Below are 25,544 nucleotides of genomic sequence, written 5' to 3' on the forward strand. Positions count from 1 at the left end.
TCACAAAAACGGATTCTGGAGAATCCGTTTTTGTATTTTAAGGCAATGTTTTTCTTTATTTTTTATAGTTTTTAATCAAATCAAAGGCAGTATACTCATCGGTTACTAAAACATCTATCCAATTACCCTTTATACAAGCTAAAATTCCTTCTGATTTGTATGTTCCTGATGCTATTGCCATTACTTTTTTGGTTTTTCTAAGTTGAGACAAGTTTATAGCAACTACTCGATCTTGAAATTCAACAGGATTTCCAAAGGGATCTATTAAATTAATACACAAATCAGCAACTACTTTTTGCTTAGTTTCTGCCTCGGCCTTTAGTACTAAATCCTTATAATAACTGTTACTATATTGAAAAATAGCTCCTATACCAACTACCGCCCAATCTAGTCTGTTCCATAAATCAAAGGTTGGTTTTAATTCAGGATCCGATAATATAGCATCCTTTGTAGCCTTATTGCCTAAATAGACAGGAGAATAAACATAATGGCAAATACCACCTAAACTACAGGCTGCTTTTCTAGCTGTTTCATTTACTTGATAAATAGAATCTATATTTCCCAAACCCCCGGCTAGTGGAACTATTTCCATTCCTGTTCGCTTATTACCTGATAAATTATTTACTACTCCGTAAACAGAAGCTCCTCGACCAATTCCTATTATTTCATTATCACAAAGATTAGTTTCTAAATAATTAGCCCCTGCCTTATATACTCTGTTTAAGGTCAATTCAGTTTCACTAGATGAGGGAACAACAATTACCTTAAGGGGTTTATCCTTGAAAGAAAAAATTTCTTCCATCTGACTTGATAATTTTTCAGCTTCTGTATTGGGATTTTTAATACTAATCGAAACAATTCCTAAATCATGAGCATTTGATAATAGCTTTGAAATCATAGGTCTAGAATAATTCAATTTATCAGCTATTTCCTGCTGAGTTTTTCCCATTTCATAATAAAGCTCTGCCACTTGAACTATTACCTCTATGCTGGCCTCTATTTTTGACATTATTACTAGCCCTCCTTTGCCAGTGGAAATATTTTTTATCTATTTTTTCTTTCCACTTAAAACATCCTCTAGGGAAACTCCTTTATTTGAAACTATAACTCTAAATTCCACCTTAACTCCCAATTCTGACAGCTTCTTAAAAACTTCTATTTCTTCTGGAGAAGCTTGTATGTTTCTAAATAATTTTTTCCTGCCGGGTTTTGATCCCATACCACCTACATTTAAATACTTTATATCAACACCGGCTTCTACTAAAGCTAATATTACATCGGGAGTTTTTGCAAGAACAAGCACTTTTTCATTTGGAGACTTTGGCTCTCCCTTTAAAAGTTTTATGCCGTCTTCAAGGGTATATGCATTAACGGCAACCTTTGGTGGAGCAGCCATTTTTAATATCTTTAACATAAAGGGATCCTTAGCAACCAAATCATCAACAATAACAATTCGATTTGCCAATGTTTGACGCATCCATCCTGTAACCACTTGACCATGGATCAGCCGATCATCGATTCTAACAAAAACTATATCCAACATAATTTTACCTCCTGTCTATTTACATATTATCACTATTTATTTCAAAAATACCAGTATTTCCTATTTTAATTGCCCCGGAAATTGAATTTTCAATAGTCATACCGCTAAGACGGCTCCCAAGAATTTCTAAAAGCATAGGTAAATTTGCTCCTGTTATACATTTACAATTTTTATTCTTTACCAAGAAAGAGGCTAAATTGGCAGGTGTACCTCCTTTAAGGTCAGCCAATATTACAAATTCTTCATAGGGTTTTACTGCTTCTCTTAATTTTTCAAGATAAACTTCAGGACTATCTATAGGTAATAGTGGAACAGCTACCAGCTTTTCCTGTTCTCCTAAGATCATCTCTGCGGCATTTTTAAGTCCAGTGGAAAATTCTCCATGTCCAATAAGAATTACAGCAAACATAATATATATCCTCCTATTAATCACATAGTTACAACAATTCTGTAACTTCCAGGTTCTATGGCCATATCAAAGGCTTTAGAAATATCTTCAAAGGGTACCGTTGTTCTTATAAACTTCTTTAAATCAATACTCTTATTATTTACTATGGAAACCGCCCTTGCAAAGTCATATTTAGTTGGACTTATAGTACCTACCAGCCTATATTCCTTATAATGTAAATCATTTAAGTCTATTAATGTCTTTGCCCCTTCCTTTTGATAATAGGAAGTGTAAATTACTATATCAGCTCCACCAGATAAATATTTAAATAAAGTGGGAACAAGCTTAGGTGCCCCTGCTGTAACAAATACACTATCAAAACCATATCCATCTGTAATTTCCTTTATGGTAGATTCCATATTTTCTTTTGGATTTATTACCCAATCGGCAAAATCTTCTGCTATTTTACGTCTTTTTTCATCCATCTCAGAAATTGCAACCTTTGCACCCCTTAAACGTAAGATTTCCCCATGGATAAGTCCCATTATACCAGCACCAATTACAAGCACCTTATCACCCAGTTGTATATTTGCTTTATCAACACTTCCAATACAACAGGCAACGGGCTCAATAAGAGAAGAAGCTATCATATCTGCATCTGCACTTAATTTAAAAACCTGATAATCTGGAACAATAAGATACTGAGCAAATCCCCCCGGTCCTGCCGGTCGTCCCTTTCTATGTAAAGTGCTCATCTTTATACAGCGATTGTCATCTCCCCTTCTACATGGAGGACATTGGCCGCACCTGTTCATACGGCAAACAACGACCTTATCCCCTACCTTTGCCTCAGTGGCTGCTAACATACCTATTTCTTCTACAATTCCTACTACTTCATGGCCAGGATAATTGGGATATTTATCACCACGGGCTCCCCTATAAATTCCTTGATCTGAAGTGCAAATGGCACAAGCAGAAATTTTAACCTTTATTTCATCAGGATGTAATTTAGGCATTTTCCAATCACAAAGTTCAATATTATTTTCTCCTTTTATTTTAGCTATTTTATAGTTTTCCATTATATCTCCTCCTTAAGCTTTCCCTGATGCACCTAGAATTTTTATATAATTTCTTATTACAGGAATTGCTGCTTCATTGGCAGGCTTCCATATTGTTGCAGCCTTTAATTTTTCTAAAGGATTATTATCCAATATTTCTTTAGCCTTTTCTACTATTGGAATTTGTATATCTGTAAAAATATTGACCTTTGCTATTCCCAATGGAGGAGTTTTTTCTACCCCTGGTGTTCCGGAAGAACCGTGTAAAACTAAAGGTATAGGTACTTTTTTGCTTATTTCTTCAAGCCTTTGCAAATCCAATTTAGGCTCATATTTATAACGTCCATGGGCAGTGCCTATTGCAACAGCTAAAGCATCTATATTGGTAAGCTGGACAAATTTAGCTGCCTTATCTGGATCAGTATAAAATTTTCTATTATCTGTTTCATCATGGATTCCCTGTCCCACATGACCTAGTTCTGCTTCCACTGAAACTCCACAGCCATGGGCAATTTTTACAATTTCTTTAGTTTTCTTTACATTTTCATCAAAGGATTCTTTAGAAGCATCAATCATAACTGAGGAAAAGCCCTCTCTAATCGCTTGAATAAAAGATTCAAATTCATATCCATGATCTAGATGAAGAGCCACTGGAACTGTCGCATTTCTTGCAGCGACTTTAGCAATAGCAGCTATATAATCAGCTCCATATATTTTTATAGTTTTTTCACCAGCCTCTATTAAGCAGGGTGCCTTTTCCTTCTGACAAATTCCAACTACCGTTTGAATGCTCTGCATATCAGTTATATTAAAGGCTGGTAATGCATAGCCTCCTTTTCTTGCTTTAACTAATAATGTCTTTGTACAAGCTAAAGTCATTTTACTCCTCCTCTTTCACTAATATAATGATATCTGAAGCAGTATTTTTTACTGCTTCAGATATGAAAATCCTAAATTACGCCTAAAGCTCCTAGCAATATACCCACTATAAAAATTCCTAAAATAAGTTTGCCAACACTTAATTTGCGGCGTAATCCAATCCAACAACCAATAACAAGAAGTAAGGGTAAGAAATTAGGGGCAATTTTATCAAGTATATCGGTTTGGATACTTATGGGCTCACCTACGGAAAGAGGAATCTTATACTTAACAGAAAAACTGATATAACGTGCAGTTAAAGTCCCAGCTGCTAACAGTCCTACCAGACTTGCACCTTCTGTTACATTATTTAAGAGTCCTGTTTCCATAAGCTTAGATAATAATGGTCTTCCTTCCTTATAGGACTTTTTAAACCACCAATAATCCAGGGGATAAGAAATACCTAACACCAATAGGGTAAATAATAGGGGACCAATAACATTCCCTTGAAGTCCTAAACCAATACCTATTGATAATAATATTGGAAATATTGTTGCTTGAAAAATAGAATCTCCAAGACCAGCAAGGGGACCCATTAAGGAAACCTTAACGGCATTTATAGTTTCATTTTCTATTTCAGCTCCGTTTGCTTTTTGTTCTTCCATAGCAGTTGTAATTCCTAATATTATAGTTCCTGTTGTTGCATTGGTATTGAAAAAAGTTAGATGTCTTTTAAAGGCTGAAATCCGGTCTTCCTTTTTACTATAAAATTTCTTTATAGCTGGTGAAATTGCGTGACAAAATCCAACCCCTTGCATCCTTTCATAATTCACCATCCCATTTAGAAAACATACCCATCTTGCCCAAATTCCAAATAACTCACCATCATTTAAAGTTACTTGTACATTTTCCTTTGATTTACTCAAGACTAGCCACCTCCTTAGCTTTAGGCTTGTAAATCATAAATGCTGCACATATACCCATACCCACAACTGCCAGTATGTCTAAGCCTAAAAATGCTGCTAAAATAAATCCAATAAAGAACATTGGTAGCATTGCCAAGCTAGTTGCTGTCATATAATGTAGTAACATTGCATATCCTACTGAAGGTAAAAGTTTTCCTGTAGCTTGCAAACCTGCAATCAGTTGCTTGGGTAAAAAACCAAGAACGCTTTGTACTGCTTCTGGACCATAATATACCGCAAGGAAAGTGGCAAGCCCTGGATATATGATGGCAAATACTGTAGGGGGAATAACATTAACTAGGGCAATTCCCCTAGGATTATCCTCCTGGGCATATTTATCGGCCCTATGGGCAAGAACAGAAAATAAGGATTGCCTAAGGGTTCTAAAGGAAACTCCTACTAAGGCAATAGGTATTATAACAGCAAGGGCCATTTCAGGTGTCATATCAGCCAATATACCTAGGGCAGATCCAAGTACTCCAGCTATTCTAGTATCTGCAGGTGTTTGATCTCCAACAACTATTACCCCTATATATACAGCGTTAATAGTTGCACCAATCATTGTACCCTTTACAGGATCTCCCAATATAAGACCAATAATAAATCCAGATACCAGTGGTCGTCCAAAAGCAAAAAAACGAGTGTTGAAGGTCAAAGGACTTTCAATCCAAAATGCATAAAGGGCCACTAATAAAGCTTTAATAAACATTTTGATTCCTCCATATTTTTATTTTTTTAACTTGATTTCAACTACCCTCCTTTATAATAGATTCTTTAAAATATATTACTATTTGAGATAATTGGACAATTAAAATTGGGAACAATTCCATGGTATTAGTAATGTTTGAGAGATTTTAAAGCCATATGTACTATTTAGTTTCTGGAAAAAGCAATTATGCAATTTTTTATTTTATCATTTGTCATGACGTTTGTATAAATAGAATCAACTATCCTCATTTATAATAAGTTTTCTGAAATATATTTTTACTTGAAATAATGGATAATTAGAATTTGAATCAATTACATAATCTAGTAGTACTTTAGAGATTTTAAAAGTCATATCTACTAATTAATTTTTTAAAGACAATTATAAAATTTTTTCTTTAAACATTTGTCATAACATTTGTATAAATAGAATCATTTATATTTTAATGCAAAGTATATGCCAATCTATTAAGAAAATATAGATAATTTAATTTTATAGAATTTTTCTTATAATCTAATGTTTTCAATGTCTATAGCTATTGAAAAACATATTAAAATTTTTATGAATCTTCAATAGGAATCTTATTCCCCTTTCAAAAAAAAACAAATTCTCAAAATGATAAAGCTTTTTATCATTTTGAGAATTTGGCTTTCGTATATATATATACATTTAAACTCATTTTTAAATTTTCATTATCATAATAATAATTATATTATACAATCTTCCCAATTAAGTTTTAATTTTTCTATAAAGAGTAGCTATACCGATGCCTAATTTTTCTGCTGCTTTTCTTTTCCCATCTGTACTTCTTCCACAAATATCCAAAACTTTTTCTATATATTCCTGTTCTATTTTTTCCAGAGGTTCTATTTCTTCTTCATTATAAAATCCTATATTCTTATTATGATTATGTAAAATATTATCTGGAAGCATATCCTTTGTGAGTATACCCTCATTATCTACTATATTTATCATATATTCTATAGTGTTTTGAAGTTCCCTCACATTTCCTGGCCAAGGATATTTTAATAATATGTTTTTACATTCTTCTTTAATATGATAAATGGATTTATTAAATAAAATACTATACTTTTCAATAAGTTTATCTATAATTAATTCTATATCTCCTTCTCTTTCCCTTAAAGGAGGTATTTTTATAGGTATTACTTTTAATCTATAAAATAAGTCCTTTCTAAATTTGTTTTCTTTAATTCTCTCTTCTAAGTCTAAATTGGTGGCAGCTAAAACTCTAATATCTAAATCAACGGATTGATTAGATCCTATCCTAGTAACATTTCTTTCTTGGAGAACCCTTAAAAGCTTTACCTGCATATATAATGGCATATCCCCTATTTCGTCTAAAAGTATAACTCCACCATTGGCAAGTTCAAACTTACCTATTTTCCCATTGGGATTAGCCCCTGTAAAGGCCCCCTTTACATATCCAAACAATTCCGATTCCATAAGAGCTTCAGGCATGGCACTACAGTTTACAGCCACAAAGGGTTTACATCTTCTATCACTTAAATCATGGATTGCCCTTGCTACTAATTCTTTTCCCGTTCCACTTTCCCCTGTTATTAATACCGTTGATTGAGTAGAAGCTATCTTTTTTATCTTTCGCTTTAATATTTTCATTGGTTTTGAATTGCCAATTATTGTGTCTAAGCCTATTCTTTTTTCACTGGCTGTTATATTATATATCTCTGAATTTATCTTTCTCATATTATTAAAAATGAATACTTTAGAATAATCCTTAGAGATAAAGTCAACAGGTATAATATTTCCTACAAGTAAAAAGCTCTTATTATTTATTGTTAATTCATAAAGTTCTCCACCCATTATATATTCATCTTTATCTGCTAGCTTTACTTCTTTGTCTAAGTCTGTAGAAAAAAGTTTCAATTCCCTCATAGCATTATTATTAAGCATTGTAATTCTATTATTGTCATCTAATACTATAACCCCTTTATCTACATTATTTAGTATTTTGTTTAAAACCTTAGTTCTCTCTCCTTGGATTTTTAATTCATTATACTGATATACCTTAGAACATATAAAATCACTTATTTGATATAAAAATTGTAAATGGGAATTTAAATTTTCCAATATAAGTTGTTTTTGTTCATCGGTAGAGCAAACTAAACCTATTACTCCAATAATTTCTCCTTCATAAATAAGAGGTGTTGATATTTCTAGTTTTTCAATACATATATCTCTATTAATACATCCTTTACAAATTTCATGTTCCCTTGGATTTCTAATTATTTTAGATTTTCCAGTTTCAATTACCTTCCTATAAACAGAACCTTCATTTATTGTACCAATCTTATCCTTGAATATTCCAGTTCCGGCAACCCTCCTCATATCTTTATCTACTATTTCAACATCTACTTTTATAACATTAGATATTACCTCAGCATACTTCATCACATATTCCTCTATTTCATGCAATAATGAAGTCAAAGGAATCACTCCTTTAAAATCTATTGGTGTATCTGAAAACTTTTATTCCCATCATATATAATAACTTTCTTGGAAATATTATATCAAAATACTCTATATTTGTAATCTTAACAAATATAATCAAAATAGGTTTTAAAGGATTCCAATGAAGGATATGTGACAGTATGACTTTTTACTTCCATTTCTTTGCACTGCTATAATTTATGGGATATTTCCTTTACCTTATAGGAACTTCCCTTTTTACTTATTAACAATCCATCCTGTGTATCAACTATTATTAAATTATCTACATCAATTACAACAATCCCTTTATCTTTTGATATGATTAAATTATTATAAGAGTTTTCCAATATAACTTCATTGGACAAAATACAATTAGAATCCTTATCATGAGTTAGATTTTCATATAAAGCTTCAAAGCTTCCTAAGTCAGCCCATCCTATATCAGACAATATGACTTTTAATCTATCACTTTTTTCCATAACTGAATAATCCAGACTAATAGAAGGAATTTGAAGCATATCCTCTAACCTTATTTTAAGTGGTTCATAGGATTTAACATTCTTAAATGCTTTATTAGCAAATTTATAGATATCTGGAGCATAAGTTTTTAACTCATTTAAAAAAATGGAAGCCTTAAACATAAACATCCCACTGTTCCAATAGTAATTACCCTTAGCTAAGTATTTTATCGCAGTTTCTTCATCGGGCTTTTCTTTAAAAGATACAACATCATTTCCTTTAGCTTCTATATATCCATAATTTGTATCTGGACTATCTGGTTTTATTCCAAAGGTTACTATATAACCTTTGCTTGCTAATATTTCAGCTTTTCTTAATACATTACTATACTCCTTTTCATCACTGATTAAATGATCTGAAGGAGTAACTAATACTATATCATTGGGTTTTAATGTCAAACACCCTAAAGTAACTGCTGCCGTAGTATTTCTTCCTACTGGCTCCAAAATAAAATGACTATTTTTTATATTCATATTATTAATTTGATTCAGAGCTAAATCATATTGCTTAATATTTGTTACTATAATCTCTTTATCACAAAATTTATTGTTTCTAATTATTGTTTTTTCAAATAATGATTTGTCTTCTAAAAATCTATAAAATTGCTTTGGATACAATTTTCTTGAAAGTGGCCACAATCTCAAGCCCCATCCTCCACAAAGTACTATATTTATCATTTTTTCACTCCTATATATAAACAATATTTACATTCAAATTAAATTTCAAATAAAATATATGAGCAAGTCCTTATTACCTAGTATTAGAATATGTTTAAAACACTATAATGTGATATTATTTACGACCTTTTACATCGGTTACTATTTTCCCATAATGAAAAGAGTGCATAGGAGTTTAATTCTAAAGCACTCTTTTATATCTAAAAATTTAATTGAGGAAATAGCATAACCTACAATAATTTTAAATCCTCTAATCTATCTTTTATCATTTTACCAATTCTCTCTGGACTATATAAGCTTCTAATAGTTTCTTTCCCATTTTGTGCAATTTTATCATAGTAATTTCTATTAAGAATCAATTCTTTCATGGAATAAGCACAATGAACATTATCTGGCTTTGCCCAGGTTTGATATGCCTTATATGGTCCTAAGTCTTTACCTATCTTTACTAATTCATAGTCAACTAGACAAGAATTTTCATGATTCATAAAATCAAGATTACCGGACCAATTTGTTGCAATAACAGGCAACCCCAAATACATGGATTCCGCCATAGCTAAACCAAAGCCTTCTGAGCGGTGTAGAGATACAAAACAGTCACACATACTTATCAATGCATTTACATCAGAGCGACTTAATATTTCTTTTATTAAATAGATATTTTTATACCCTTTTAATGATTTAATTAAATTATTAACCTCCCCTGGATTAGAATTTGCATTATTTATCTTTATCACTAATCCAACACTCATATCATCTGGTGAAAAGGCTGCTTTAAAGGAATCTATCGCTCCCTGAGGATTTTTTCTGATTTTATAGCTCCAGCTATCATACATTGTCAAAAACAAAAATACATCCTGGGGCAAATTAAAATCCTTTCTTGTAACTTTGCCTATAGAATCCACCTTAATACAAGGAGGTATAAGCTTAACCGGCACTGGAGATTTTTCTTTTATACTATTTAAAGTGAATTTTGAAGATGTCCAAACTTCATCAAGGTAATCAAAGGCTTTTATCCATTCATCTGGAAAATCCATAAGTTCCCAATACCAATATCCTATATTATAGCGCTCTTTACAAAAAGCTTTTCCCAGCCATTTATGGACATATGGAGTCTCCTTTGGATTTACGTGGAAAATATTTGTATTATATATTAATTGATCAATATTTTCATATGTCCACAAATTGCTATTTAAGTCTTCAAAACCCTTAACTTTGAAGTTAATATCAGCAGCACCTAATGCTTTAGCTGTTAATCTACAGGATTCTCCCAAACCCGTCTCTTTTTTATAACAGGTTAGTAAATTAACACCCTTTTTATTATCATCCTTTGATTTATCACTTCTTTCATTATTCCACTCAAGGATAAATCCACTATTATTAAAAATATTGTTTTTTCTCAATAGAAAATCTCTGTCCAAACCCTCTCACCCTTATAATTTAATACTTTAACAAAACTCTTTATAATTTCTTGAAAAAGTCTTCAAATACTCCTAAAATATAATCTATTCTTTCATTGTCAATTCCAGGGTATACACCGATAAAAAAGGTATTATTCATAACAAAATCAGTATTGGAAAGTTCTCCTATGGCCCTATAATCAATATCCTTATATGCTGGCTGCCTAATTATATTTCCTGCAAAAAGCTGTCTTGTCATAATTTTTTTATTCTCTAAAAATTCAATTATTTCTTTTCTGTTAAATTTATTGTTTTCCCTTACTGATATAGGAAAAGCAAACCAGGAAGGATCAGATTTTTCAGTTGCAGTAGGTAATACTAAAAACTCTTCAAACTTTTTTAGCCCTTCATATAATCTTTTAAAATTTTCCTTTCTTGTTTTAATAAATTCAGGCAGTTTTTTTAGCTGTTCTACTCCAATAGCTGCCTGCATATCTGTAATTTTTAAATTATATCCTATATGGGAGTAAACGTATTTATGATCATATCCATGGGGTAGTGTCCCAAACTGACCTTTAAACCTTCTGCCACATGTATTATTTATGCCTGGCTTACAATAGCAGTCTCTTCCCCAATCCCTTAGGGATTTTAATGCTTTATAAATAAGCTCATTATTAGTTAAAACTGCTCCACCTTCACCCATTGTTATGTGATGGGCTGGATAAAAGCTCACAGTGGCAGCATCCCCAAAACTGCCTACAATTTTCCCATCATACTTTGACCCAACTGCATCACAACAGTCTTCTATTACATATAAATCATTCTCCTTAGCAAAGTCCATAATAAAACTTAAGTCAAAAGGATTCCCCAAAGTATGGGCTATCATTATGGCCTTTGTTTTATTTGATAATGCCTTTTCAAGCTCCTCAACTTTTATATTATAGGTTCCCAGCTCCACATCTACAAATACTGGAATAAGCCTATTTTGTACTATAGGATTAACCGTTGTTGGAAAGCCTGCTGCCACAGTGATGACCTCATCACCGGGTTTTAACCTTCTTTCTCCCAGCTTAGGAGATGTAAATGCAGTAAGAGCCAGTAGATTTGCAGAAGAACCGGAGTTTGTTAGAAGACAATGTATCACATTCATAAATCTACTAAAACCCTTTTCAAATTCCTCTGCATATCTGCCAGAGGTTAACCAAAAATCAAGACAGGAATCAACCAGTGACATAATTTCCCTTTCATCATATACTCTTCCAGCATATGGAATTATACCCTTCCCCTTTTCAAATTTTAGTTTATTTTCGTGTTCAGTTAAAAACAGCTCCCTAACCTTTTCTGATATTTCCTTTCTAAGCTTCATATTTTTTTTCATCAATATTTCCCCTTAAATCCATGAGGTAAATATAGAATTTCCTCAGATAATCAAAGTCATTTTATATTTAAATCTTTTTTCTATTCCATATTATCTTTTTAATTCCATCCTCTATACTTATCCTTGGCTTCCATCCTTCCAATGTCCTTCCCTTATCCCATGGGTACATTACTTCTCTATTTCTATAGGGCAGTCCGCCCCATTTTACATTAAGTTTTCTTCCAGAGATTTTTTCAAATATTTCAACTAAGTCCTTTAATTTTATTGGTTTCCCCGATGAAACTACATAGCTTTCCTGTTTTATATCAATACTAGCTCTTATTATGCTGCCAGCTCTTAAAAAAGCTTCTATAACATCATCTATATATACTAAATCAAGGTATTGCTGCCCTGGAGACATTAATAATTCTTCCTTACTTCCACTTATTCTATTAAGTAAATTCATAATTTTAGGTCTCCTATCATTTGGCCCATATGTGTCAAAAAGCTTTAATGTAATTACCTTTAATTCTTCCGCCTCAATATAATATTTTAGTATATCTTCAAAGGCTTGCTTTGTGGCAGCATACAAACATACCGGATTGTAATTGCAATTTTTATAATGCTGCCAGGCTGTCCCGGTATTTATTAAATATTTTATATTATTTTTTGACATTGCCTCTATAAGCTGGGTGCCAAATAAAATATTACTCTCTATAAGGGGCTTTATATCCTCTGACTTGTGCTTAGAAATAAATTTTGAAGCCAGATGAAATACAATATCTGGCTGTACCTTTTCAAGAATTTTCATCATCCCTTCAGTAGTTCCATCATGTACATGTATATTTATTTTATCTACTATATCCTTAATGAGATTTAACTTAGAATTTGATCGTGTTATTATGCTTACATTATTATCTTCATTTACCAATCTTCTTGTTAAGTTTGAACCAATATAGCCAGTGGCACCTGTAATTAAAATATTCATTTTATCACCCTAATCAAAATGGAATCCTAAATTCTGCAAAATCTTTGAAACCCTTGTCTCTATTTGAAACTATAGGATTATCTATTTCCCAATCCATGCCAAAGGAGTCCCATCTAACACCACTATCATAATCAGGATTATAAGCTGTTGACACATTATATACTGTAATAGTATTATCCTCTAAGGATTTAAATCCGTGGGCACAGCCTTTGGGAATGTATATACTTAATTTGTTTTTCTCTGATAACTCAATATCTACATATTCACCAAAGGTTTGGGACTTTTTCCTCATATCCAGTACTACATCGATTATCTTACCCTTAGGTACATAAACTAACTTTTCATGGTCAAAGGGAGGCAGTTGAAAATGCATACCCCTAATGACATCTTTTTTTGATATGGAATAATAGCTTTCCTTAAACTCAGTACATAAATTATATTCCTTGAAGATATTTTCATTATAAGTTTTATAGAAAGCTCCTCTTTTATCAGTCCTAATTTTACTTTTAATTATATAAACATCTTTGATTCTTGTAGGTAAAGTTTTCACTTTTCTACCCCTTTAGAATTATATTTTTTAATTTGCTCCTTACAAAGACCATAGACATCTTCCCTTTGATATCTTTTATACCAATCGATAGTTAATTCAAGGGCCTTATCAATGCTTAGCTTAGGCTTCCATCCAAGCTTAAATAATGCCTTGCTTATATCTAGATTTAAAAGTTTTGCTTCATGGAATTTATTATTCTTTGATACATCCCTTATTTCTCCATATCCATATAAATCTATTACCTTCTCTACCATTTCTTTGACAGTAATTACTGACTCAAAACCAGGTCCAAAATTCCATGGTTCACAATAAACTTTAGGACTTTCTAATAATCTTTTCGCTAAAAGTAAATATCCACTTAATGGTTCTAAAACATGCTGCCATGGTCTTACTGCTAGGGGATTTCTTATTTCAATTGGTCTATTTATTTCTAAATATCTAATACAATCCGGGATAATTCTATCCTTAGCCCAATCTCCACCGCCTATTACATTGCCTGCTCTGGCAGAAGCAATGGATTTACCATGTTTTTTATAATCCAGTGGATTCATAAATGAAGCTCTATATGAATTAATTAAAATTTCTGAGCATCCCTTTGAAGAACTATATGGATCATATCCTCCCATAGAATCTTTTTCTCTATATCCCCACAGCTGCTCTTTATTTTCATAACATTTGTCTGAAGTTATCATTATTCCCACCTTTACACTATGGCTTTTTCTTATACACTCAAGTATATTTAAAGTTCCCATAAGATTTACTTCATAGGTTTCCCTTGGCATTTTATATGAAAGACCAACCAATGATTGAGCAGCGAGATGAAATACTATTTCCGGTTTATATTTTTTAAATACATCTTCAAGTTTATTAATATCTCTTATATCTCCACGAATATCTATAATTTTTTTATTTAATCCCGATAAAATAAAATTATCTCTATTTGTATTTGGATCCAATGCATATCCTATAACCTCAGCTCCTAATCCCTTTAACCATATCGATAGCCATGAACCCTTAAAACCTGTATGCCCAGTTACTAAAATAGTTTTACCTTCAAATACATTGTTAAATTCCTTCATTTTACCAGACCTTCCAAAAACCTTTATTATTTTTCCATAGATTATTTAGGTACTTAACATCCCTTTCATGATCCATACAGGCCCAGGCTCCTTTATGCTTATATACAGCAATTTCGCCTTTTTTAGCAAGATTTTCAAATATTCCTGTCTCTAAATCACAATCTTCCTTATCCGTTAAATAATTTAAAAGCTCTTTATTAAACACCATAAATCCACCATTAATAAGGCCCTGGGAAGCTTGAGCCTTTTCCTTAAAGGAGCTTAATATATCCCCATGGGCTATTAATTCTCCAAATCTTGCTGGAGGATATACCCCTGTTATTGTAACAATCTTCCCTATCTTTTCATGAAACTTTATAAGCTTCTTAATATCTACATCAGCAACTCCATCCCCATAGGTTAATAGATTCGTATCATCTTCTAAATATTTCTCTACTCTTTTCAGTCTGCCACCCTTTAAAGTATTTAGTCCAGTATCAACTAAGGTTACCCTCCAATTCTTTTCATCGTGTTCATTATGGAATTCTATGCTTAAATCCTTTAAATTGACAGTAAAGTCATTATTCTTTGAATTGTAATGTAGAAAATAATCCTTTATCACATCACCCTTGTATCCTAAACAAATTACAAAATCCTTAATTCCATAGGCAGAATAAATCTTCATTATATGCCAAATAATAGGCTTTTCTCCTATAGTAACCATAGGTTTAGGTATAGATAATGTTCGCTCACCAAGCCTTGTTCCATATCCCCCTGCCAAAATAACTAATTTCATATATATCACCTGCTTTTACTTATTACCTTTTATAAAGCTCAAGCTATCCTCTAATAACCGAATACTCTTATTTTATATTACGCTTAACTGGACTTTTTTGTCACATTGAAAAGCCAAATATATTTTCTTACAGGTTATTAAAATGAACCTTTACAAAACATATTTGACTTCTTAAGTTTTAACTATCATATTCCTATAAATTATAATTTCTAATCTGCAATCTTATGGGCTATCATTTCAATAATTTTATTATCTACATCTATATCAAATTTTCTGGCAAATAGTCTATCGCTTGAAATTAATTTATTATAATCATATTCTCTAAAAATATTGGGATGAGATTGCCATGCTTCCCATTCTATATGTCTTAAATTATTATTTATCACTTTGTCTTTAAAATGAGAATTTAATATAATGGTTTGAAAAAATCCTTCATCGGGTAACAGGGTGTATTTATAGTAGTCACAAAAAGTTTTGTTTTGATTAACATAGTCAATTATATATTCTCCGCATTCCCTTGTTATTGTCCACCACATAGAACCACCATAGGGCTCCATATTATGAAAAAACTTTCTTTTATGATTTAGTCTCTTTTGTTCTTCTAATATTTTAGATGCTCCATCATAGCCAAATTCATCAATTAACCAATAATAATTTATTCTCCTTAGCCCTCCATCCACTTCCCATCCAGGTTTAGGTATTTTCCAAAATTCAACAAATTCTTTTCCCCTATTATTGCTCAAAAAGTCTAGTATTTGGGCTTTACTTTTTATAGGTAAATCTTGACCACTATGAAGACTTATATATCCCCCCTGATTTATTTCTAAGGCTTTCCTTAATAAAAGCAAAGTGGCTTTAACTAAACTATAGCCTCCCCATCTTACCTCTTCTCTTTCATCAAGAAAATAAACATTCTTTCTATTTTTTATTTCTTCTAACACACCGTTATTTCCTATATCACTTTTTTTGTTGATGTGAATAAAAAATTTGAAAGATTCACAATCCAGCGCATTTACAAAGGTAACTATTTGAGAAGGATTTTTATGTCCCAATATCAAAAAAGATATCTTCATTGGATCGTTTACTGTTATAGAATCCCTTTTTATTTTATTAATTCCTTCGTCCTTTATTTCTCTATTAAATTCCAATGAAAAGCTCACTTCCTTACCACCCTTTACTTTCTTTTCCCATAAATAATTTATTTAAAATACAATATAAGCAGTATTACAACAAATTAATTTTATATTAAATGAGGAAATTGCATAACTCCAATTTGCTCAAATAACAATCACATAACCCTGTTTTTAATAATTTCTATAATTTCATTATCCACATTAGTATCAAATTTTCTAGCAAATAACATATCCGACATCATTATATAATTATAATCATCCCTAGTAAGAGTCTTAGGATGAAGATTTTCTCCTCCGCCGGCAATGAACCTTAAATTATTATTTATTACTCTATTTCTAAAATGTGAATTCAATACTATGGTTTGGAAAAATCCTTCATCGGGTATTAATGTATATTTATAATAATCACAAAAGCTTTGATTTTGATTCAAATAATTAATAATATACTCTGTGCATTCTCTTGTTATTGTCCACCACTGCCAACCTGCATAGGGTTTAATATCTTTTAAAAACTTCCTCTTATCCTTTAATTTCTTCTGTACTTCATATAGTTCCCATGATTTTTCCAGTCCAATTTGATCTATAAACCAATAATACCTGATTCTATCAAGGGCATTATTAGGCCACCACCAATTAACATTTAAACTAAAATGATTTATAAACTCTTTCCCTCTATTTCTTTTTAAAAAATTTATGATTTCATATTTATTTTTAATAGGTAAATCCTGACCACTGTGCAAACTTATATAATCACAATCACTTTTTTTGAGTGCTTCCTTCATTAAACCTATAGTGGCTTCTATCATTTTATAGCCACCCCAGCTAATGTCATATCTTTTCTCTATAAAGAATACATTGTTTCTATGCTTTAATTCTTCTAGTGCTGTATGGTTTATCATACTGCTTTTCTTGTCTACATGTATGAAAAAATTCACATCTTCACAATCTAATGTATTTATAAAAGTAATTAATTGAAATGGATCCTTATGGGCTAATATTAAAAAAGAAATTTTTAGTTTCTTTTGGTCATTCATATTACTAACTTTACTTTTATTCATTTTTTTATAATAATCTTGTTCACCAAAATCTAATGAAAATGTCATTATTGTACTTCCTTTCATATTCATCTTATTTTTCTATGAATAACCAAATTAAAAGGTAAATTTATACATTGGTTATCTTTAATAGAACAAATTTATACTTCCCTTCTTTATATATATTCCTTTTAAAACAAAGATGTGAAGTTTAGTAATATATACTGGATATCTTGAAAATTCTTCCTCCTTAGATCAATATAAAATCTCCCTCCCCACTTTTAGATTAAATTTAAAATCAATTCTTTACACCATATATATTAATTTTTCATATACATGTAATGAGAGACATTACTATAAAAAACAGGTTCATTACATGAAGGAAAAGGAAATATTAAAACTCCCTATACGGAAATCATCACAAGGGGTTAATTTATATTCTATGGAGCAATATGAAAGGTGGAAAGTAAATGTCTTTTTCCCTAGAATTTGGAGAAAAAATAAATGAAAATGAAAAAAATAATTTGATAATTGATAATACAAAATTTGATAAAGCAATAATAGATTTCAAAAAATATATTTTAAATGAAGAATATTTACAGGCCCAGTGGCAGATGAATTTTGGAGAAAAAATTACTATGCTGTATCTATTGGATAAAATCAAACCAGAAATATCCATAGAAATAGGAACCCAATATGGTGGAAGCTTAAAACCAATTTCCGACTACTCAAGATATGTATATGCCTTTGATTATTTTCATGATAAGGTTGACAAATCAAGCTTCAGTAACGTAAACTTCATAACTGGAAACTCTAGAATAACTGTACCTAAAATAATTAATAATCTTAATGAAAGTAAACTTAATTTAGAATTTGTTTTAATAGATGGAGATCACAGCAGCGAAGGAGTTAAAACCGATATTGAAAACATTCTCAAGTATGAACCCCAAAAACCCCTGTACATTTTAATCCATGACAGCTTTAATCCCATTGTGCGGTCAGGAATATTAAAGGCCCATTGGAATACATGTCCCTATATTCATTTTGTAGATATAGATTTTTTACATGGAACTGTTTTTAAAAATAGCTATCAATTATGGGAAGGACTTACATTGGCATTGATGCTACCTGAAAAGAGAAAATCTCTATTATCAATATCTAAATCCCAAGAAACATTATTTAATTTAGTCAATAAATTTTTAAATCATAATTAGAAAAATTCAGAGGGTGTATCTTCTTACACCCTCTGAATCCCTCAAACAAACTTAAAACACTTTATTATTTATTTGGCGAGAAATTGTCCCCGTAATTCTGCATATGCTCTAGCCAATTTTTCACAATTTTCAAGTAAATTTTTCAGTGGATTGATTTCCTCATCCTGTGTATACCTAGTCTCTATATCCTTGCAAAAAGATAAATCCATTGGCTTTTCTATAATTTGAATATAACTATTTTTATCTTCACTGCAATACTCTTTAGCTATTTTAATTATATCCTCCTGCTTAAGTACCCCACCACATTTGATTTTCTCAAAAAGCCCTCTCCAGTGCCATGCTTCATCTTCATTTCTATTATGCCTACTCAAATTATTTATCCATCCAACGAGAATTTTAGATTCAATTTGCTTAATGGACCTTACTGGAAAATGTGCTATCCTTAATTCGTTGAGTCTTTCCTTTTCCCAGTCATTTATATTTTCAACCCCATGATTTCCCTGCCATAGTTTAATAGGATATTTATTTACAATTTTTGTTGAAACAATAACCTTTTCAAAGGAAGCTCTGTCTACCCTTGCAAATTTCATTCTTTTAGGAATAAATTTCTCACTCAAATCATCTGCCATATGAGGGATATAATTCACCCATTTTAAATGATATACTTTACTATCATCGATTTCATTTAAAATATTCACCGGGTTTCCAATATTCTTGTGTGATGTAAGAAATTCATCGGCATCCAGAGGAACAATAATATCTGGGTTGTACTTATTTGCAGTGTAATATAGAAGCTCTGTCATTTTCTCACTTTGAGCAAATTCAGTGCTTGTATCCTTTAAAATATATATAGGTTTTCCCTCATTCCTTAAAGCTTCTAAAATCTCTAATGTATTATCACTGCTGTAATTGTCCTTTATAATCATGCCATCGAATATATTGCAATGATACCTTACAAAGGATTCTATTATATCAGCTTCATTTTTCACCATACTTATAGAAAAAATTTTTCTTTTCCTTATGTTATTGTTATTTTTGGGTGGCATTTTTCTTTTGCTTTTATATGAATTGTCTCCAAATTCTATAATCAAATTATCATCCCCATTATCTTAATAAAATCATACTACATACTAAATCTCTCACAATTACATAGTTCCCCACAAATCTCAAAGGATTATTTTTTTGAAATATTCTATTGTATTTTTAAGCCCATCATCCAATTTAGTTTCTGGTGTCCAATTCAATTTGTCTTTTGCCTTCTTAATATCCGGTTTTCTTCTTACAGGATCGTCCTGTGGAAGAGGTTTATATACTATTTTTGAATTGGATTTCGTTAAACATATTATTTTGTTTGCAAGCTGTAAAACAGAGTATTCCTCTGGATTACCTAGATTCATTGGTCCTAAAATGTCATTTTTCGATTCCATCATTTTTATAAGTCCACTTATTAAATCCTTCACATAACAAAAACTGCGAGTTTGCCTTCCATCACCATATACAGTAATATCCTTATTCCTAAGTGCCTGTATAATAAAGTTTGATACAACTCTTCCATCCCTTGGACTCATCCTTGGCCCATAGGTATTGAATATTCTCACTACCTTTATATTCAAATCGTACTTTCTATGATAATCAAAAAATAATGTTTCGCTGCATCTTTTGCCTTCATCGTAACAGGCTCTAGGCCCTATAGAATTTACATTTCCCCTATATTCCTCAGATTGCGGGTGCATATGAGGATCACCATATATTTCACTTGTACTGGCTTGAAGAATTTTTGCTTTATATTTTTTAGCTATCTCCAGCATATTCATTGAACCAATTATATTTGTTTTAATAGTATGGATAGGATCTCTTTGATAATGAACGGGACTTGCTGGACATGCCAAATTATATATTTCATGGACTTCTATATCTAAAGGGGCTATTATATCATGCTCAATAAATTTGAAATCCCTATTTTCAAGTAAATATCTTATATTTTCTTTGCTTCCAGTTAACAAATTATCTACACATATCACTTCATTTCCTTCCTTCAAAAGCCTCTCACATAAATGGGAGCCTAAAAATCCTGCTCCCCCTGTTATTAATATCCTTTTCTTCATATTGAAACTCCTATTTGATAATATTCAAATCCAAATTTTTTTAAAACTTCATAATCATATTGATTCCTTCCGTCAAATATGATTTTTTCTTTTAAATATTTAGCCATTATATCAAAATCAGGTTCTTTAAACTCTCTCCACTCAGTAATCAAAATGAGAGCATCGGCTTCTAATAATGCATCATACTTATTTTCAGCATATTCTATATTAGAGTTTTCCCTTAGAAAAATCTCCTTTGCATTATTCATTGCCTTGGGATCATAGGCTCTGATTTTTGCACCCCTGTTAATTAGTCCCTTTATAATGTCTATAGAACTTGCTTCCCTCATATCATCGGTATTGGGTTTAAAGGATAAACCCCATACAGCAAAGGATTTTCCATATAAGTCCTTGTCAAATCTCTCTATGACTTTTTGTACTAATACATACTTTTGAGCATCATTTAAACCTTGTACCGATTCCATAATTTTAGGAATATATCCATTGTCCTTGGCAGTTTTTATCAATGCTTTAATATCCTTTGGAAAACAGCTTCCTCCATATCCGCATCCAGGATTAATAAAGCTGTACCCTATTCTACGATCACTTCCTATGCCTATGCGAATCTTGTTTACATCTGCCCCTACCCTTTCACATATATTTGCCATTTCATTTATAAAGGATATTTTTGTGGCAAGCATTGCATTTGCAGCATACTTTGTCATTTCTGCACTTTTTATATTCATAGTAATAAACTTATCCGCATCATCAATCAAAGGAGTATACAGTTCTTTCATAACTTCTACAGCTCCTTTATTATCTGCCCCTACTATCACCCTATCGGGTTTCATAAAATCTTCAATTCCACTGCCTTCCTTTAAAAACTCCGGGTTCGATATTACATCAAATGTAAGCTTACTTTTCCTTTTATCAAGTTTTTTCTGAATAGCTTCCTTTACCTTATCTGCTGTACCAACTGGAACAGTTGATTTGTTAACAATATACATATGATGATTCATTTTTTCTCCAATGCTTTCAGCAGCAGACAGTACATATTTTAAATCTGCACTACCTCCCTCACCAATAGGAGTTCCGACTGAAATAAAACATATATCACTGTTATCAAGGGCTTCTTCTATATCTACAGTAAATTTCAAATTTTTGTTTCTATAATTTTCTTCAACCAAGCTTTCAAGTTCCGGTTCATATATAGGTATAATACCTTTCTTGAGCTTTTCTATTTTTTCTATATCATTATCCACACATATTACACTATTTCCCATATGTGCAAAGCAAGTACCAGTAACCAATCCCACATATCCAGTCCCTATAACTGAAATCTTCAAACTTTAACCCCCTATTCATATCTTTCATCAATTTATTCTATGCATTAGTAGATACAAAAGTGAAATAAGGTAATTACCAGTTAAATGATCCTTTTAAAAATAAATCATGCAACTATTCTTCCAGTAATACATACTAATTAAATAAGGAACTTGCATAATATATATAGGGATTTATTATTTTATTTGAGTGATTCTTATAAATAAAACGAGGAGTGTGACATTTGAAATATGAATAGGAATAATTATATTAACAATAGTAATTATTATTTAGAATTTGGCCCTTCTTCATCAGAAAATAAATCATCAGAAATTGATCGTGGCGTTTCCGTTATTACTATAACTTGCAGACCAAACAATATAAATTATATATTTGAAAATTATATTAGCCAATCCTTTGAAAATAAAGAATTGATAATCCTTTTAAATAATAATGAGATGGATATAGAAAAGTATAAAGAAAATGCCAGTAAGTACAAAAATATTAAAATTCTAAAATTAGATGAATCCTATACATTAGGTCAATGTAAAAATTATGCTATAGAAAGCTCAACTAAAGATTATATAGCTTTCTTTGATGACGATGATTACTATGCTCCCAATTTTTTAAAACAATCTCTTGAAACATTCGATAAAGTTAACGCCGATATAGTAGGTAAGGCCTCCTTCTATATTTACTTTGAAGAAAGTAAAACTCTAGGAATTTTTCATCATAATTATATAAATCAAGAAAATAGATATGTCACCCATGTTGCAGATCCTAGTATGATTTTTAAACGCAAAATCCTTGAGGTAATAGGTAAATATCCAGAAACCCAGGTAAATCCCGATGCAATTTTCCAGGGCAACTGTCTAAACTACGGTTATAGAATATATTCTACAGACAGGTATAATTTTGTACTTAATAGACATCCAAAACCAAAACTTAATCATACATGGCAAGTTGAAGAAGATGATTTGCTAAAAAGCTGTGATATTATCAAAAAAAATATTACTGAATACCAAAAATATGTTGATAGCTAAACTATCCCAGATTACTCATGGGAAATTTAAAACTACTTAAACTCTTTCAAACTTCCTATGAATAATCTGGGGTCTTCTCTGAATATACATTATAAAAGACACTTTCAAGGTGGTGGTATTGGAAATGAGAAGCATTAGAGATAAACAATATATTGCTGGGGTAAAGGAGCTAAAATGTTATCTCTTAAAAAATGGGTGTATATATGAAGAAAACTATTTTAATCCAATTGAAGATAAAATAATTGTTGAAAAAGATGTTTTAAAGTTTTCCCTTGATATAGATAAAGATAACAAACTCCATATAGCTTGTGTTAACAATGATAAGAATCTAATATATATAACAAAAGATAAGAATAAGTGGAATAAACGTATACTTTCAAAAGTAAAAAGTTACTATAAAATTAAGGATATTAAGCTTTATACTAATTTAAATAATAAAACTACAAATAATATCTTATTATTAGTTAAGGATACCAGAAGTAGAGATATGTACAGTGTTTTTTTCTACTATATTAAAAATTCAAACTGGAACTTAAAAAAAATCGTAGATTTATATTATGACAAATATCAACCTTCATTTAAGTCGGATATTGATTACAAAGGAAATCTTCATATTCTATTTAAAACCAAGGAAAATGCTAAATATAAAATATATTATAAAACCTATGATGCTTTCCACAATAAATGGGGACTGGCTGAAAAAATAACAGAAAACACACAGGATATAATAAACACTCTAATCCTATGTGATACAAATAATAATGCAAATATAGTCTGGTGTTCTCTACTTGATAAAAATATAAATATAAACTTTATTAGACGTAAAATTAATTTATATAAAAGAACAAGCTGGAAAGAATTTAGCACCCTTCCTAAGGATATCTCTAATCTAACATACCCTACATTAATCCAAGTAAATAATAATCTGAAATTTGGATGGAAACAAAATAATTTTTATAATATTATTAAAACCAGTCTTGATAAAGATAATTGGAAAAAATCTACATCAATAAAGCTTGACAGCAAAGATTTATTAATGCCTATTGAAATTGCTGGATATAATTTTAAAAATTTTGATATTATAAAAGCTCCATATACATACATCTACCTTTCGGAAAATGATAGAATAATACCTGGAATAGATGAAATACCTACTATTAAGGATACAAAGCAAGACAAAATTCAAAACTCCGATAATATTACTGATTTTAATGATATCGGAGAAAGTTTAAATGATAAAAATAGTTGTGATACTACTAACCATAATTCAGAACTAGGCTATTTGCCATACTTAAATAATATGGGAAAGTCCATTGAAGAAAGCTCTATTGTAAATGATATATATCCCAATTATAATTTTCAAACTCAAAGTAATGATTTACAGGGCTTTATAAATAAACTTAATAGTTTATACAAAGAAATAGAAGATGTAAAAAACAAAGAGCTTACACTTTTAAACTCTATTTTGGATTTGCGAAAAAAGAATAATAAGATTTATAGAAAAATTGAGGAAATCCTTAGTGATTATAATGAATTTGATACAGCTATATCAAATCAAGATTAATCTTATTATTAATTTCTTCCTTTATTTTTTTTGCATTTTTTATCATTTCAAAATTATTAATTTTATTTCTAAGATTCTTATAGTGGCTTCTAGTTTTTACCAAAGGTTTATTAATATATTTAAATCTATATTTAGACCCTATTCTCAACCATAAATCAAAATCTTCAAGGTATCTATATTTTTCATTGAACAGCCCTATATGATCTATACAGGCTTTAGGTATCATAGTTGTTGACGTATTAATATAGTTATAATTTAATAAATACCTGATCGCTTCACCATGACTTTTAAATCCCATACTTTCATAATATTGGGTTATTTTAAGCTCCTTTGATACACAATAATAATCAGAGTACATTAATCCTATATTTTTATTCTCTTTCATATAAGCAATCTGAAGCTCTAATTTTTTAGGCAAAAAAACATCATCAGCATCCAGAAAACAAATATAGTCTCCAGTAGCTTTTTTAATTCCATAATTTCTAGCTGAAGATGGCCCCCCATTTTCTTTATAAAAATACAATATTTCATTTTTATACTTTTTTATAATTTCTGCTGTATTGTCTTTGGAACCATCATCAATTACAATAATTTCATAATTTCTATATGTCTGATTAATAACACTTTCTATACAATCACATATAAATTCTCCATAATTATAGGTTGGTATTATTACACTTATCTTAGTAATATATATCACCTCCAAGATTAAAAGAATTATAAATCCTTGTAAATAATTTAGGTTCAATTCATATTATGTATAAAAAAATATCTTGTTCCCATAAAATTCTACTTCTTTTATAATTAAACTTTTCAT

The 25,544-nt window shown here is 30.6% G+C and carries 24 protein-coding genes; 3 read left to right on the top strand and 21 right to left on the bottom strand.

The features are described from left to right. Positions 1–55 precede the first annotated feature (55 nt). From B5X81_RS11225 to B5X81_RS11305, 17 genes are all read right to left on the bottom strand, one after another. On the bottom strand, positions 56–1,009 hold the full coding sequence (locus B5X81_RS11225) for a sugar-binding transcriptional regulator (protein ID WP_079491804.1): 954 nt from the start codon (positions 1,007–1,009) through the stop codon (positions 56–58). Between the two features lie 39 nt (positions 1,010–1,048). Continuing rightward, positions 1,049–1,543: a PTS system mannose/fructose/N-acetylgalactosamine-transporter subunit IIB gene (locus B5X81_RS11230; protein WP_079491805.1), complete on the bottom strand. Its 495-nt coding sequence runs from the start codon at positions 1,541–1,543 to the stop codon at positions 1,049–1,051. A gap of 19 nt (positions 1,544–1,562) precedes the next feature. Beyond that, a complete protein-coding gene (locus B5X81_RS11235) occupies positions 1,563–1,952 on the bottom strand; it encodes a PTS sugar transporter subunit IIA (protein WP_079491807.1) in 390 nt (129 codons plus the stop codon). Between the two features lie 20 nt (positions 1,953–1,972). Beyond that, complete coding sequence (locus B5X81_RS11240; protein WP_079491808.1) at positions 1,973–3,010, bottom strand: zinc-dependent alcohol dehydrogenase; 1,038 nt, start codon at positions 3,008–3,010, stop codon at positions 1,973–1,975. 12 nt (positions 3,011–3,022) lie between these two features. Beyond that, positions 3,023–3,868: a class II fructose-bisphosphate aldolase gene (locus B5X81_RS11245; protein WP_079491809.1), complete on the bottom strand. Its 846-nt coding sequence runs from the start codon at positions 3,866–3,868 to the stop codon at positions 3,023–3,025. 71 nt (positions 3,869–3,939) lie between these two features. Next, positions 3,940–4,773, bottom strand: a complete 834-nt coding sequence (locus B5X81_RS11250) for a PTS system mannose/fructose/sorbose family transporter subunit IID (protein WP_079491810.1) — start codon at positions 4,771–4,773, stop codon at positions 3,940–3,942. Further along, positions 4,766–5,521, bottom strand: coding sequence for a PTS mannose/fructose/sorbose/N-acetylgalactosamine transporter subunit IIC (locus B5X81_RS11255; protein WP_079491811.1), 756 nt, complete (start codon positions 5,519–5,521; stop codon positions 4,766–4,768). The genes B5X81_RS11250 and B5X81_RS11255 overlap by 8 nt, the downstream gene beginning before the upstream one ends. A 726-nt stretch (positions 5,522–6,247) precedes the next feature. Continuing rightward, positions 6,248–7,984: a sigma-54-dependent Fis family transcriptional regulator gene (locus B5X81_RS11260; RefSeq protein WP_244282070.1), complete on the bottom strand. Its 1,737-nt coding sequence runs from the start codon at positions 7,982–7,984 to the stop codon at positions 6,248–6,250. 194 nt (positions 7,985–8,178) lie between these two features. Next, a complete protein-coding gene (locus B5X81_RS11265; protein ID WP_079491812.1) occupies positions 8,179–9,183 on the bottom strand; it encodes a mannose-1-phosphate guanylyltransferase in 1,005 nt (334 codons plus the stop codon). A gap of 230 nt (positions 9,184–9,413) precedes the next feature. Then, positions 9,414–10,604 (bottom strand): glycosyltransferase family 4 protein, encoded by a 1,191-nt coding sequence (locus B5X81_RS11270; protein WP_079491813.1) that lies wholly within the window; start codon positions 10,602–10,604, stop codon positions 9,414–9,416. 40 nt (positions 10,605–10,644) lie between these two features. Then, a complete protein-coding gene (gene rfbH / locus B5X81_RS11275) occupies positions 10,645–11,961 on the bottom strand; it encodes a lipopolysaccharide biosynthesis protein RfbH (RefSeq protein WP_079491814.1) in 1,317 nt (438 codons plus the stop codon). A 67-nt stretch (positions 11,962–12,028) separates the two neighbouring features. Continuing rightward, positions 12,029–12,928, bottom strand: a complete 900-nt coding sequence (locus B5X81_RS11280; protein WP_079491815.1) for an NAD-dependent epimerase/dehydratase family protein — start codon at positions 12,926–12,928, stop codon at positions 12,029–12,031. 13 nt (positions 12,929–12,941) lie between these two features. Next, positions 12,942–13,478, bottom strand: coding sequence for a dTDP-4-dehydrorhamnose 3,5-epimerase (gene rfbC / locus B5X81_RS11285; protein WP_079491817.1), 537 nt, complete (start codon positions 13,476–13,478; stop codon positions 12,942–12,944). Next, complete coding sequence (rfbG, locus tag B5X81_RS11290; RefSeq protein ID WP_079491818.1) at positions 13,475–14,557, bottom strand: CDP-glucose 4,6-dehydratase; 1,083 nt, start codon at positions 14,555–14,557, stop codon at positions 13,475–13,477. The genes rfbC and rfbG overlap by 4 nt, the downstream gene beginning before the upstream one ends. 1 nt (position 14,558) lies before the next feature. After that, positions 14,559–15,332 carry a glucose-1-phosphate cytidylyltransferase gene (rfbF, locus tag B5X81_RS11295; RefSeq protein WP_079491820.1) on the bottom strand — a complete coding sequence of 258 codons (774 nt, stop codon included), beginning with the start codon at positions 15,330–15,332 and terminating at the stop codon, positions 14,559–14,561. A gap of 209 nt (positions 15,333–15,541) precedes the next feature. Further along, a complete protein-coding gene (locus tag B5X81_RS11300; RefSeq protein ID WP_079491821.1) occupies positions 15,542–16,492 on the bottom strand; it encodes a beta-1,6-N-acetylglucosaminyltransferase in 951 nt (316 codons plus the stop codon). Positions 16,493–16,620: 128 nt separating this feature from the next. After that, entirely contained in the window at positions 16,621–17,568 is a 948-nt protein-coding gene (locus tag B5X81_RS11305; RefSeq protein ID WP_170917382.1) for a beta-1,6-N-acetylglucosaminyltransferase, read from the bottom strand. Positions 17,569–17,969: 401 nt separating this feature from the next. Here B5X81_RS11305 and B5X81_RS11310 point away from each other — a divergent pair, with 401 nt between their 5' ends. After that, on the top strand, positions 17,970–18,713 hold the full coding sequence (locus tag B5X81_RS11310) for a class I SAM-dependent methyltransferase (protein WP_079491824.1): 744 nt from the start codon (positions 17,970–17,972) through the stop codon (positions 18,711–18,713). Between the two features lie 68 nt (positions 18,714–18,781). Here B5X81_RS11310 and B5X81_RS11315 read toward each other — a convergent pair whose 3' ends face one another. From B5X81_RS11315 to B5X81_RS11325, 3 genes are all read right to left on the bottom strand, one after another. Next, positions 18,782–19,804, bottom strand: coding sequence for a glycosyltransferase family 2 protein (locus tag B5X81_RS11315; protein WP_079491826.1), 1,023 nt, complete (start codon positions 19,802–19,804; stop codon positions 18,782–18,784). Between the two features lie 75 nt (positions 19,805–19,879). Next, a complete protein-coding gene (locus tag B5X81_RS11320) occupies positions 19,880–20,818 on the bottom strand; it encodes a UDP-glucuronic acid decarboxylase family protein (RefSeq protein ID WP_079491827.1) in 939 nt (312 codons plus the stop codon). Further along, on the bottom strand, positions 20,815–22,143 hold the full coding sequence (locus B5X81_RS11325) for a UDP-glucose dehydrogenase family protein (protein WP_079491829.1): 1,329 nt from the start codon (positions 22,141–22,143) through the stop codon (positions 20,815–20,817). The genes B5X81_RS11320 and B5X81_RS11325 overlap by 4 nt, the downstream gene beginning before the upstream one ends. Before the next feature lie 228 nt (positions 22,144–22,371). Here B5X81_RS11325 and B5X81_RS11330 point away from each other — a divergent pair, with 228 nt between their 5' ends. Further along, a complete protein-coding gene (locus B5X81_RS11330) occupies positions 22,372–23,163 on the top strand; it encodes a glycosyltransferase family 2 protein (RefSeq protein WP_079491830.1) in 792 nt (263 codons plus the stop codon). Positions 23,164–23,287: 124 nt separating this feature from the next. Next, positions 23,288–24,727, top strand: coding sequence for a hypothetical protein (locus B5X81_RS11335; RefSeq protein WP_139380307.1), 1,440 nt, complete (start codon positions 23,288–23,290; stop codon positions 24,725–24,727). Here B5X81_RS11335 and B5X81_RS11340 read toward each other — a convergent pair. Beyond that, positions 24,708–25,427 carry a glycosyltransferase gene (locus B5X81_RS11340; protein ID WP_170917383.1) on the bottom strand — a complete coding sequence of 240 codons (720 nt, stop codon included), beginning with the start codon at positions 25,425–25,427 and terminating at the stop codon, positions 24,708–24,710. The genes B5X81_RS11335 and B5X81_RS11340 overlap by 20 nt on opposite strands. Positions 25,428–25,544 lie beyond the last annotated feature (117 nt).

The sequence above is a fragment of the Maledivibacter halophilus genome (genome assembly GCF_900167445.1).
Classification (GTDB): domain Bacteria; phylum Bacillota; class Clostridia; order Peptostreptococcales; family Caminicellaceae; genus Maledivibacter; species Maledivibacter halophilus.